Below are 12,720 nucleotides of genomic sequence, written 5' to 3' on the forward strand. Positions count from 1 at the left end.
TTGCGGATCTTCCCGGAGAATTCGAAACCCCGTGGCCACGGGGTCACCCGGTAGGCTCCGTGATCGATAGGAAAGCGCCCGGACGTGATGTCCGGTCGCCGCGGTCACCTGAAGGGGGCGTGTTGCTCGACAGCGGTGCGGTGTTCGCCGGGTTCACCATAGAGAAGCTGCTCGGCCAGGGCGGCATGGGGTCGGTGTATCTCGCCCGTCACCCCAGACTGCCGCGGCAGACCGCGCTCAAGCTGCTCAACCGGGAGCTGTTCACCGACGTGGAGGTCCGCGCCCGGTTCGAGCGGGAGGCGGACCTGGCGGCCCAGTTGGACCATCCGAACATCGTCGCGGTGTACGACCGCGGCGCCGAGGACGAACAACTGTGGATCTCCATGCAGTACGTCGACGGCATCGACGCGGCGACGGTGAATCCGCAGAGCCTGCCGCCGGATCGCGCCGTGCAGATCATCGAGGGCGTCGCGGCCGCACTGGATTACGCGCACGGGATGGGAGTGCTGCACCGGGACGTCAAGCCCGCGAACATCATGCTGGCCCGCGCGATGGGCGGCCATGGCGAGCGGGTCTTCCTCACCGATTTCGGCATCGCCCGCCTGCGCGAGGATTCCACCCATCTGACCCAGACCGGCATGTTCACCGCGACGCTGGCCTACGCCTCGCCGGAGCAGATGACCGGTGCGCACCTCGATCACCGCTCCGACCAGTACTCGCTGGCCTGCGCGCTGTACTGGTTGCTCACCGGCATCGCCCCATTCGACGCCCCGGCTCCGGCCGACATCATTCGCGGGCATCTCCAGTTGCCGCCGCCCTCCGTCGCGGCCCGCCGCGCCGGTTTGTCACCCGCGCTCGACGCGGTGATCGCCAGGGCCATGGCGAAGCGACCGGACGACCGTTTCGCCTCCTGCGCCGAATTCGCCGCGGCGGCCCGTCGGGCGCTCACCGAGCCCGCCCCGACCGTGGTGGCCGCCCAGTACCAGCCGCAGCCCGCGCCAACCGTCCTCGCGCAACCGGCTCATCCGGCGCCGGAGGCGAGTCCGCCGATCTACGTTCCCGCGGGGGCCGCCCCGAGCTACACGGCGCCGCCGCAGTACAACCCGAACCCGACCGGCGGACAGCACTTTCCCTCGTCCGACAATTACGCCGCGCCCGCTTCCCAGCCGAATTACACGGCGCCGCCCCCGTATTCCGCACCCCCCGGACCAATGGGTTATCCGTCCCAGCCGCCGGGCTATCCGTCGCAAGGTCGCTCCAATACGGGGCTGATCGTGACGATCGTCCTGGTGATCGTGGCACTGCTCGTCGGAGGCGGCATCGTCGTCGCGAAGGTCGGATTCTCGGACTCCGCGTCGCCGCTCGACCTCGGCACCAAGACGCCCGCGGGGCCGTCCGACGCGGACAAGCTCGCCAAGGCGTTCCCGGAATTGCTGCCGCAGGGGGTCGACACGAAATACGGTGTCGGCTCCGGGCCGGGTTATCGCGGCAAGACCTGCTTCCTCGGTACGGCCAAGCCGGGCAGCAAGGTCTCCAGCGGCAACGGGGTACCCGACTTCCCGAACTGGGCGACGGCCTGGAACTGCTGGGGCACGCCGATCGACGAACCCGACTACGTCCTCATCGGCTTCAAGTCGCCGCAGGACGCCCGAGCCGCGGTACAAGACCTGCCGTCGAACACGGCGGCCACCGAACGCAACGGTGGCACAGCGTATTCGACCTACCGGTGGCAGGAGAAGTCCGGCGGATTGCCGGACGGTTTCCTGGTCGTCGATTTCGACGACGACCCGGCCCGGTCGAGCTACCTGCTGTTCGCCACGGTGACGCTCACCGACAGCATGCCGAGCTCCGGATTCGGCATCACCGCCGCGAAATTCAAGACCTGGTTCGCCGAACTGCCGTTGTGAGCTGGTCGGTTCAGTCGACCGCGAGCGCCTCCACGATGGGCAGCCGGGCCGCCCGCAGCGCGGGCGGGATCGACCCGAGCAGCGCCAGCGCCAGTGCGATCAAGCCGTAGACCAGCAACATCGGGCTCGGCTGGTAGACGACGTCGATGGTCAAGGCATGTCCGATGGCCACCGTGGCCAGGTACTGCACCGCCGCGCCGAGAGCCAAACCCAGTACCGCGCCGACGAGCCCGATGCCCGCGGCTTCGGCCAGCACCGAACGCATCAGGAATCTGCGCCCGCTGCCCATGGCACGCAGCACGCCGAGTTCCCTGCGTCGCTCCAGCACCGAGAGCATCAACGTGTTGAGCAACGCCACCGTGGCGACCAGCACCACGATCCAGAGAATGGCATTGCTCATCGCCATCCCCTGCCGGATGCTCGACGACGCGGCCACCACCGTGTCGGCGCCGGTGTCCACGTTCAACTCCGGCGGCACCACCTGCCGGATCGCCGCGAGGACCGCCGCGCGATCGGCGCCGGGTTCGAAGTCGACGGCGATGACCGTCTCGCCGGGCCGCTCGTACCAGTCGCGCATCAGATTCAAGTCCATCATCACCACGCCCGCGATGGCGGAGAAGTACGGGATCACCTGCAGCACCCGCACGGTGCGCGGGCCGGTCGGCGTCGGCAAGGTCAATTCCGCGCCCGCGCCGACGCCGAGTGAGCGAGCCACGTCGCGGGAGATCGCCACGCCCTCCCCGGCCGACAGCCGGGCGACCGAATCGTCGGTGAGCATGCGCATGCGGGTTTCGCGGGCATCCGGCGGAAACCCCTGCAGCATTACGCGACTGCCGCCGAGCGTGGCGAAGGCCATCTGCGCCGGGCTCAGATGCGCGACGCCGGGCACCGCCGCGAGCTTGCCCGCCAGATCCGCGGGCAGCAGCGGCCCGGTGGGGAATTGCGCCATCGACGCCGGACTGATGTAGGCGTCGTTGCGCGCGAGATCGGTGAAAGTCACGGTGGCCGAGTCGATCATGTTGCTCGACGCGCCGCTCATGCCGACGGTGGCCCCGACGCCGATCATCACCGTCATCGCCGTGGCCCACACGCGACGCGGCGAGCGTTGCAGAGTGGTCGCGCCCAATGCGCCGGGAGCGCGGAACCAGCGTGCGATTCCGGCCGCGGCCCACACGATCGGACCGGTGGCGGCGAAACACAGCAGGATCGCGGCGATGAAAGAGATCGAGATGGCGGTCAGCGAGTAACGGCCGAGATCGCTGCTCGCGATCAGCACCGCGGCCCCGGCCAGCCCGCCGCCGACCGCGACGGCCAGCCAGCGCAGCAGCGGGCTTCCCGCATCGGACCGGCCCGCACCGACCGGAACGAGCGCCTCGATGGGCCGCACCTTGTACACCTGGCGGGCGGCCAGCGCCGCCGCGAGCACACTGGTGAACACGCACGCCACGACGGCGAACGGAATCACGTACCAGGGCACCGAGTATTCGGTGCGCGCCTCCACCGACTGCACGATCGCGGTGGGCAGGGTGCCGATCGCGACACTGCCCATGAAAACCCCCAGCGCCGCGCCCACCGCACCGCCCAGCACCCCGAGCAGCGCGGCCTCGGCCAAGAGGTCACGCACCATCGGGCCGCGTTTGCCGCCGATCGCGCGTAACAGCGACAGCATCGGCCTGCGCTGGGCGATCGCCATGCTCATCGCGTTGTAGATGAGGAACGCCGAGACGATCAGCGCGGCGGCGGAAGCCATGGTGGTGGAGTAACGCACGATCTGCACCGCGCCGCCCGCCTGCGCGGTGCGCAGACTGGGCTCGGCCACCACCGCGCGCCCGTCCACCGCTTCGGTGAGCGCCGCGCGCACCTGCGCCGCGTCGGCGCCCTCGGCCGGAACGATCTGGACGGAATCCAGCCGCCCCACCCGATGGGTAATCTTCTGCGCGAGCCCGAGGGGGGCGGCGATGAGATGCCCGTCGTTGAGTTTCCGGGAAGTCTCCTCGTCGAGGACGCCCGCGACCGTGACGGTCGTACCGCCCAGCGTGAACTGCTCGCCCTCGGCGCGGCCGAGCCCGGTGCCCACCAGTACCCCGTTGGGCACCGAGAGAAGCTTCCCCGTGAACGCGCCCATCGGGGCGGTCAATTCACTGCCCAGCGCCCCGATATTCGCGTCGGCGCCGATCAGCAGCGCGCGGTCGGCGCCGGTGCCGATCTGCGCCCGCAGCATCGGCACCGCCACCGCGACGCCCGGTGTGGTCGCGATCCGCCGCAGCAATTGCTGGTCGAAGCCGGCGTCGGTGATCCCACTGACCTCCAACTGCGCCTTGCCGCCCAAGCCGCGGGTCAGCTTGTCCACCGAGCCGGTGACCGAGCCGGAGATACTGAGCACCGCCACCAGGAGCGACGCCGAGACACCCATCACCACCAGCGACATCAGGGTGCGGCCGCGGTGGGCGAGCAACTCGCCGATATTGAACAGTCGCAGCCGATCCCACGCGGCGCCGATCATGCGGTGGTCTCCATGCTCACGCTTCGCTGCCGCCTGCGGGCCTGACCGCTCACGTGGTGTTGGTTGTTCGCGTGAGCGGGGCCCTGCGGGGTTACGCTTCGCTGCCGCCTGCGGGCCTGACCGCTCACGTGGTGTTGGTTGTTCGCGTGAGCGGGGCCCTGCGGGGTTACGCTTCGCTGCCGCCTGCGGGCCTGACCGCTCACGCGTTGACCGTCCGCTCGACCTTGTCGTTGGACCCGATCCGCCCGTCGCGCAAGGTGATCACGCGGTCGCAGTAGGTCACCGCGCCCATGTCGTGGGTCACCATCACCACCGAACTGCCCGATCCGGCGATCTCCCCGAGCAATTCGAGGATGGCGGCGCCGGTCTTGGAGTCGAGGTTGCCGGTGGGTTCGTCGGCCAGGATCAACGGCGGGTCCATGATCAGCGCCCGCGCAACCGCCACCCGCTGCATCTGCCCACCGGACAGTTCGGCGGGGCGGTGTTCGGCCCGCTGCCCGAGCCCGACCCGGTCGAGCAATTCCAGCGCGCGCGGTCTGGCCCTGCGCAAACCCGTGCCGTCCAGCAGCTTCGGGATCGCCACGTTCTCCCATGCCGACAGCGTGGGCAGCAGGTTGAAGAACTGGAACACGAAACCCACCTGATGGCGACGGAACGCCGACTGCTGTTCCTCGTCCAGCGCGCCGATCTCCTCGCCCCGGAACCGGATCGAGCCCGCGTCGGGACTGTCCAAGGCGCCGAGCAAGTGCAGCAGAGTACTCTTGCCGGATCCCGAGGGCCCGATGATCGAAGTGAATTCGCCCGGCTCGATACGCAATCCGACGTCATCGAGCGCGCGGACGGCCTGGCCGCCGACCCGATACTCCTTCGTCACGCCCGACAGTTCCAGCATTGCCGGCTCCGCCATCGATGTCCCCCGCTCCGTACCGTCGATCAAAGTTGTTCGTCCCTCGTGGCGCGTTACCGCGCCATGGCCTCCGACGCGAGTTTGCGGCGACGATACTGTGCATCGAGCACCGCGCGCAGCACCGGCTGCTCGGCCGCCAGCTCGAGATAGGCCTCCATCGCCGTCGATCCCTGGTCGAGTTTCGCGGCGTAATGAAGGTTCCATCGGTAGCGCAGCGTGAGCAATAGTCCGTCCACGCCCCCGAACAGTCGATCCAGGTCGGGGAGCCCCTCGAACAGGTCGGGATCGGCCGGGTCGAGCGCCGCGCGGGTGAGCACGGTGTGCACGATGTCGGTTCGAGCGTGCTGATCGGTCCAGGACATGGCCATCGCCTTCCTCTGTGAACTACCGCCAACGCTACGGACGCGACTGTCTTGTTGTCGTCGTGCCAGGGACCCGAATGCGTCTCCGCCCACGGTAGGAGTGGCGGCCCGCTTCGGGGACGATGTACCGGCCCCCGGACGGCGGCTAGCCTTGGAGAATGGGTTCGACCGGCGTATCCGCAGCACCGCCCGGTACGCCTCGGGCAGGCCGCGTGCGGGCCTCGATGCAGCGCATCCGCCTGCGGTGCGCCGAGTTCGGCCGCGATCCGGTCGCGGCGTTCCGGCGCAGCGTCGAGGAGTTGCCCTACGACTACCCGCCTTCGATCATCATCAGCGTCGACGTCGCGGTGCTCGTCGTGGCGGTCGCGGCGGCCGTGCAGCGGCACAGTTACTTCCCGACCGTGCTTCCGATCATCGCCGTGCTGCTGACGTGTGCCTTCGGTCCGCTGCACGCGTTGCTCGGCGTGCTCCCGCGCCCGCTGCTGCTCGGCGTGCTCGCCATGGCGGCCGAGGCGCTGTTCCTCGCCCAACCGGTCGCGGCCGACTTCGCGCCCTTCGTCCTGGTGGCCGCCGCGGGTGAGATCGCGGCGATCGCGCCGAAGCGGGTGAGTATCCCGGTGACGGTCGCGATGATGCTCCAGCTGGTCGCCTTCGACGCGATCGGTCACGTGCCCGAAGGGCTGCCCACATACCTGGTCGGCATCGCGTTCGGCTGGATGGCCGGACTGATGCTGCAATATCAGCGCCGTTTCCTCTACCAGGAACGCGGGTACCAGGACATCCGCGCGGCGCAGGCTGCCGACGAAGAGCGCCACCGGATCGCCCGTGAAGTGCACGACGTGATCGCGCACTCGCTGAGCATCACCCTGTTGCATCTCACCGCCGCCCGGCACGCGCTCCAAACCGATCGCGACGTGGACGAAGCCGTGGAAGCGCTGACCGACGCCGAGCGGCTCGGCAGGCAGGCCATGGCCGACATCCGCCGCACGGTGGGCCTGCTCGACGCGCGCCCCTGGAAACAGGTACCGGAACCCGGCGTGGAGGACATCGAGGACTTGGTCGGCGATTTCGTGCGGGCCGGTCTGGACGTGCGCTACGACCGCCACGGCGACCTCGGGGCGGTGTCCCCCGCGGTCGGGCTCGCGCTGTACCGGATCGGCCAGGAGTCGCTGGCGAACGTCGTCAAGCACGCCCACGGCGCGTCCGCGCGGGTCCGGCTCGCGGTGGACGCGACGATGGTGACCCTCACGGTGGACAACACGCTGCCCGCCGGGCCGCCCGGGCAGCGCGGCGCGGGCATGGGCCTTTCCGGCATGCGGCAGCGCGCCGAACTGCTCGGTGGCCGGATGACGGCGGGCCCGTCCGATCGAGGTTGGTCGGTGCGCGCGGGCATTCCGCTCGCGCCCGGCCGCGGCGGATTCTCTTGTTCGGTGCTCGGCACCGCGGCGACCGGAAGGGAAGGGACGTGAGGGAGCCCCAGCGAGTGAGTCGAGGCAGCGGCACGACGGCGCCGAGCGTCGGCGAGGAGCGGTCGTGAGCGTGCCGTCGCCCGCGAGTGGCGAAGATGCCGTGACCGTACTGGTGGTCGACGACCAGGAACTCGTGCGCGGCGGTCTGCGGCGCATCCTGCGCAGGCGGGACGGCTTCGTGGTCGCCGAGTGCGCCGACGGCGACGAAGTGCCCGCCGCCGTCGCGCAGTCGCGCCCCGATGTGGTGCTGATGGACCTGCGGATGAAACGGGTCGGGGGGATCGACGCGACCAGGATGCTGCGGGCGCGCGAGGGCGCCCCGCCGGTGCTGGTGCTCACCACCTTCGACGACGACCAGTTGCTGTCCGGAGCGCTGCGCGCGGGCGCGGCCGGATTCATCCTCAAGGACTCGCCCGCCGAGGACCTCATCCGCGCGGTGCGGATGATCGCGGGCGGCGGAGCGTGGCTGGATCCCTCGGTGACCGGTCGTGTGCTGTCGGCCTACCGCACGGTACGTCCGGTCCGCACCACCAGCGATGCCCGGCTGTCCGAGCTGACCGCGCGGGAGTACGAGGTGCTCGAACTGATCGGGCGCGGTCGGGTCAACGCGGAAATCGCACGCGAGCTCGGCATCTCGGAAGTGACCGTGAAAAGCCATGTGGGACATATCTTCGGCAAGCTCGATCTACGGGATCGAGCCGCGGCGATCGTGTTCGCGTTTGACCACGGGGTGGTGACACCCGGAGAATCCAATCTTTGACGGGCAGGCTCCGGTCGCGTACCGCGTGATCGTGGTGTGCTGCCCGGGATGCGGAGGATGACGGGTGCAGGAACCTGGGCCGAGAACCGGAACGCGGTTCGGGCCGTACGAACTGCGGTCGTTGCTGGGCAAGGGGGGAATGGGGGAGGTCTACGAGGCATACGACACGGTCAAGGGCCGTGAGGTCGCGGTCAAGCTGCTGTCGGAAGAGCTCGCCGCGGACCCGACCTACCAGGTGCGGTTCCGCCGGGAATCGCAGGCCGCCGCGCGGCTGGCCGAACCGCACGTCATCCCGATCCACGACTGGGGCGTGATCGACGGTGTGCTGTTCATCGACATGCGGCTGGTCCGGGGCGTCGACCTGCGCACCCTGTTGCGCGGCCGGGGGCCGCTGAGTCCGGCTCGCGCCGTCGGCATCATCGAGCAGATCGCCTCGGCCCTGGACGCCGCGCACGCGAGCAATCTGGTGCACCGTGACGTCAAACCGGCGAACATCCTGGTCACGGACCAGGATTTCGCGTATCTCGCCGATTTCGGGATCGCGCACACCGAAGGCGACAGCGCGGTGACGCTGGTCGGCATGGCCGTCGGCTCCTACATCTACATGGCCCCGGAACGCTTCGACGTCGGACCGGTCACCGGCCGCGCCGACGTGTACTCACTGGCCTGCGTGCTGCACGAATGCCTGACCGGAGCGACGCCGTTCCCTTCGGGCAGCATGAACGTCTTGATCAAGTCGCATCTGTCCGATCCGCCGCCGCGGCCGAGCACTCAGGCACCTGGCGTTCCGGCCGCGTTGGACGAGGTGATCCGGCGCGGCATGGCCAAGGACCCGGCCGACCGCTTCCCGGCCGCGAGCGCACTGGCCGCAGCCGCACGCGCCGCCCTCGCCTCGGCGACGGCCACCGGACCGACGCTGGTCGTGCGCGCGCCCGACCGGACGCCACGCGCGGGCGAGCAAGCCGGTGCGGCGGTCGCACCGGAATCGACGGGCGAGTTGTCCTTGCCCGCGGTGATCCGTCCGAGCGCGCCGACGGTGGTCCGTCCGACGGAGCTCCAGTTCACGCCGCTCCCGTCGGTGGACCCGCCGCCGCAGGGTCCGCGAGCGCCGTACCCGCCCGAGGTGGAGCTGCCCCCGATGCGCCCGTTCCCGGACGCGCATCTGTACCCGGAGACCCAGGCGTACTTCGAGGCCGCGGGTCACCAAGACGCGCAGCACTACCCGGCCCCGCCCACGCAGGTGTACCCGCAAGGCATCCAACAGTCCTACCCGTCGCCGGACCTCGTCGGTTCCGCGCAGCCGTACGCCGAACAGCTGGACGACTCCGCGCCGGGTGCTCCCGACTCCACCCGGGCGTACCCGGAACCGGCCGCGGGATGGGCATACGCCGACCTGCCGCCGCAGGCGTACTCCCAGGCACCCGAGCAGGCCGAGGCGCAACGACATCCCGGAGTCGGGAACTACTCGGAGGACACCAGGCGGTATCCGGAGCACCGACAGCCACCCGGCTCGGCCGCCCCGCCGGACGCGTCCGACCATCTCCCCGCCCCCGAGGCTGCCCCGACCGAATATCTCGCGCCGGTGGGGCAGGACGGCCTCGCGACCCGCACGGACTATCCGCCCCGGGGCGACTACCCCGCGCGCACCGGCTACCCGCTGGGCCGCGACGAGCCGGAGTACGGCTACGACGACTACGACGAGTCCGCTTACTCTTCGTCGCGTCCCGGTCGCTCCATAGCGCTGCCCATCATGGCGGCCGTTCTCGCCGTCGTCGCGGTCGCCGTCGTCGGCGCGGTAGCCTGGCAGTCGTTCGGTTCCGGCGCAGTCGAGACGACCTCCGCCGCCGCGCACTCCGAGACGTCCGCGCCGGCCGTGCGTCCCAGCACTCGGGCGCCGAGCAGCACATCGGCCGCACGCGCGACGTCCACCTCGGTCAAGCCGACTCCGGTCAGCCTGCCCGCTGGTGCGCAGCCGTGCGGCGAGGGACGGGCGGCCTCCGGGTCGTTCACCCAGTCGGCGACGGGCACCGCCGTGACGAGTTGCGCCTTCGCCGAAGAGGTGCGCAGAGCCTATGCCGAACTCGGCACGGCGCAGAACGCGGCACGCGACGCGCCGCGCACGGTCGTCGCGACCAGCCCCGTCACCGGACGGACCTACACGATGAGTTGCCAACCCGAAGGTCAGATCATCACGTGCAGTGGCGGTGAGAATGCGGTCGTTTACGTCTACTGACGTGCACGACGGCGGGCTACGGCACGGCCGGCGTTCCGCCCGGGACCACTGCCAAGCCCGCCGCTTTCCATGCCCGGAAACCGCCGACGAGGTCGGTCACCCGGCGCAGGCCGAGACCGAGCCCGTCGGCGGCGGCCAGACTCGACGCGTAGCCCTCGTTGCACACGATCACCACCGGGGTGTCCGCGGTGAGGCCGGGTAGCCGGTGTTCGCCGTTCGGATCGAGGCGCCACTCCAGGACGATCCGTTCGACCACGACCGCACCGGGTATCTCGCCCTCGGCGAGCCGATTCGCGTGCGGCCTGATGTCCACGATCAATCCGCCGTCGGACTGCAACGCGGCCGCCTGCTCCGGCGCGACCCGCTGTAGTCGCGCCCTGGCTCGCGCCACCATTTCCCCGGCGCCTGTGCTCATCGTTCACCTACTCCGCTCGCTGATGTCCCCGTGAAATCCGTGAGCGTACGGTACTCGCGAACCGGGCGCAGCGGCGGCGAGTACGCGTGCACCGACGCGGCGGGCCACGGCTTGTCGTTGCGGAGCTGGTGCGCTCGATCGGGCCCGAACGCGACCGTGTCACCGGCTCGCCGTTGCGCCTTCCGTACCTGGCCGCCGAGGTGCAGGTATTCCTCGCGGAGTTCGCCGACGGTCATGGTGAACGCACCGGAAGCGCCGCCGTGGTCGTGCGGTTCGGTGCCTTGACCCGGCGCCCAGGACAGCAGCCACAATTCGACGCCCATGGTCAAGGCGAGGCGGGTCCACCAGCGCTGCTGGGGATCGAAGCGCGCGATGTCCAGCAGCGGCGTCGCCAACTCCGCGGCCACTTCGCTGGTCAGTCTCTGTAGTTGCGCCGGCGACCACAGTGCCCGGTCCGGATGGAGGGCGTCTCGCACCACCGGCAGGTCTATGCCGGGATGGATGTCGCGAGCGTGCTTGAGATTCACCGGAAGAGATGTGGTCACATGTGCTCCTGACGTGTCGGTCGGATGAGCGCTCCGCGGCTGCGCCGCGTGGATTCTGCTGCATCCCGGCACGTTTGCCACCAATCACGATCAGCGCGAACAAAATTCAACCGCCCGCCGCCCGGCCGCGCGATCCCGGCTACCGCCAGGCCCGAGAAGGCCGCCTGCACGCGGCCGTTCTACCCGAACGCGGGCAAGGGCGGGGATTTCGGGAAGACGACGGGCAGCGACACGAGGGCACGGTGGAATGGACCCGGCCGCCAGCCCAGTTCCTCCGGCGCGACCGCGAGCCGTAGCTCGGGCAGGGCATCGAGTAGTTGATCGATGGCGTCCTGCGCGATCAGGTAGGCCATGGATCTGGCGGGGCACGCGTGCGGTCCAGCACCCCACGCGAGATGCGCTCGGTTGTCGGTGTACTCGCCGGTGTGGATGGCCGGGTCGTTGTTGCACGCCGCCATGCTGATCACGACCGGCTGGTGCGCGGGCAACCACACGTCGTCGACCAGGATCGGCTGTTTCGGGTAGCTGAAGCAGTAGTTGGCTCCCGGCGGATCGGTGAACAGCACCTCGTCGAGGGCCTCGCGGGTGGAGAGGCTGCCGCCGAAGATCCCGCTCGCGAACCGGCGGTCGGTGAGCATCAACCGCAGGGTATTGGCGATCAGGTTCTGCTGTGGTTCGATGCCCGCTCCGTACAGGGTGACCAGTTGGTGGATCATCTCCATGTCGTCGAGGCCGGTGGGGTGGCGCAGCAGCCGCGAGGTGATGTCGTCGCCCGGATTCCTTCGCTTCATCTGCACCAGGTCGAACAGCGCGTCGGCGAGCATCGCGTTGCCCTTTTCCGCGTTGACGCCCTCGAAGATGGCGGCCATGCCCATCGCGACTTGCTGCCCGATCTCCGGCGGGCAGCCGAGCATCGAGTTGAGCACCGCGAACGTGAGGGGGAACGCGTACTGGCTGATCAGGTCTGCCGCGCCGTCCCGGCAGAAGGCATTGATCAGCGGGCCCGCGACCCGTTCGGTGGTCGTATGCAATGCGTGCAGATCGACCTCGACGAGGCTGGCGACATTCACTTGGCGGTAGCGCTGATGCTCGAACCCGGTATTGCGCAACGCGTTCGGCCGCCACTCCATCATCGGCAGGATGGGGCAGTCACCCGGAACGCCCTGCTGCCACGTCCGTGGATCGGCGGGAAAGTGCGTCGGGTCGTTGAGAATTCGCAGCGCCGCGTAGTAGCCGATCACCAATGTAGCGGGCACGTTCGGCGCCAGTTCGACCGGCACGAGCGCACCGTACCGGCGGCGCATCTCACGGTAGGCGTGATGCGGGTCGGCGGCGAATGCTTCCGTGTACAACGCGATCCGGGGTTCGTCGGTATCGAGCGGTGAACCGTGCTGCACGGGGCAGCCTTTCGCGCTCTCCGAGGCGGATTGCGGGGATTGTGGCGTGGACAAAGGGCTCGACTCCAGAGGGCAGACTCTTCGATGACGCGGTCGATGCGTGCGGCACGCGGTCGGCTACGCGCCGGTCAGGTGCGTGTTCACGATGTGCCACGGGATCGTAAGCAGTCCGAACCCGGCCGTGGGGTCGTTTGCGCCGCTTGATCAGTGAATGCGGAGCTA

At 69.6% G+C, this 12,720-nt stretch carries 10 protein-coding genes; 4 read left to right on the forward strand and 6 right to left on the reverse strand.

Going from position 1 to position 12,720, the window contains the following annotated elements; genetic code table 11:
- Positions 1-122 precede the first annotated feature (122 nt).
- Complete coding sequence (locus K8O92_17025) at positions 123-1,907, forward strand: protein kinase (GenBank protein UAK29726.1); 1,785 nt, start codon at positions 123-125, stop codon at positions 1,905-1,907.
- Between the two features lie 10 nt (positions 1,908-1,917).
- Here the strand turns inward: K8O92_17025 and K8O92_17030 are convergent, their stop codons facing one another.
- The 3 genes from K8O92_17030 to K8O92_17040 form a co-directional block, all read right to left on the reverse strand.
- Positions 1,918-4,410: an ABC transporter permease gene (locus tag K8O92_17030; GenBank protein UAK29727.1), complete on the reverse strand. Its 2,493-nt coding sequence runs from the start codon at positions 4,408-4,410 to the stop codon at positions 1,918-1,920.
- 199 nt (positions 4,411-4,609) lie between these two features.
- The gene (locus K8O92_17035; GenBank protein ID UAK29728.1) at positions 4,610-5,317 is read right to left on the reverse strand and encodes an ABC transporter ATP-binding protein; all 708 of its coding nucleotides are present in this window, start codon (positions 5,315-5,317) and stop codon (positions 4,610-4,612) included.
- A 53-nt stretch (positions 5,318-5,370) separates the two neighbouring features.
- A complete protein-coding gene (locus K8O92_17040) occupies positions 5,371-5,679 on the reverse strand; it encodes a hypothetical protein (GenBank protein UAK29729.1) in 309 nt (102 codons plus the stop codon).
- 158 nt (positions 5,680-5,837) lie between these two features.
- Between K8O92_17040 and K8O92_17045 the strand changes: the two genes are divergently transcribed.
- The 3 genes from K8O92_17045 to K8O92_17055 all read left to right on the forward strand — a co-directional run bounded on the left by K8O92_17045 (position 5,838) and on the right by K8O92_17055 (position 10,141).
- Positions 5,838-7,148: a histidine kinase gene (locus K8O92_17045; protein ID UAK29730.1), complete on the forward strand. Its 1,311-nt coding sequence runs from the start codon at positions 5,838-5,840 to the stop codon at positions 7,146-7,148.
- Positions 7,149-7,218: 70 nt separating this feature from the next.
- Positions 7,219-7,908 carry a response regulator transcription factor gene (locus K8O92_17050; protein ID UAK35747.1) on the forward strand — a complete coding sequence of 230 codons (690 nt, stop codon included), beginning with the start codon at positions 7,219-7,221 and terminating at the stop codon, positions 7,906-7,908.
- Between the two features lie 64 nt (positions 7,909-7,972).
- Positions 7,973-10,141, forward strand: coding sequence for a protein kinase (locus K8O92_17055; protein ID UAK29731.1), 2,169 nt, complete (start codon positions 7,973-7,975; stop codon positions 10,139-10,141).
- Between the two features lie 16 nt (positions 10,142-10,157).
- On the opposite strand, the gene K8O92_17060 is transcribed toward K8O92_17055, so the two are convergent.
- The 3 genes from K8O92_17060 to K8O92_17070 all read right to left on the reverse strand — a co-directional run bounded on the left by K8O92_17060 (position 10,158) and on the right by K8O92_17070 (position 12,498).
- A complete protein-coding gene (locus tag K8O92_17060; GenBank protein UAK29732.1) occupies positions 10,158-10,556 on the reverse strand; it encodes a rhodanese-like domain-containing protein in 399 nt (132 codons plus the stop codon).
- A complete protein-coding gene (locus K8O92_17065; protein UAK29733.1) occupies positions 10,553-11,101 on the reverse strand; it encodes a cysteine dioxygenase family protein in 549 nt (182 codons plus the stop codon). Before K8O92_17065 ends, K8O92_17060 begins: the two co-directional genes overlap by 4 nt.
- 179 nt (positions 11,102-11,280) lie before the next feature.
- Positions 11,281-12,498 (reverse strand): cytochrome P450, encoded by a 1,218-nt coding sequence (locus K8O92_17070; GenBank protein UAK29734.1) that lies wholly within the window; start codon positions 12,496-12,498, stop codon positions 11,281-11,283.
- Positions 12,499-12,720 lie beyond the last annotated feature (222 nt).

Origin of the sequence: Nocardia asteroides, from assembly GCA_019930625.1 — a bacterium.
Taxonomy (GTDB): Bacteria; Actinomycetota; Actinomycetes; order Mycobacteriales; family Mycobacteriaceae; genus Nocardia; species Nocardia sputi.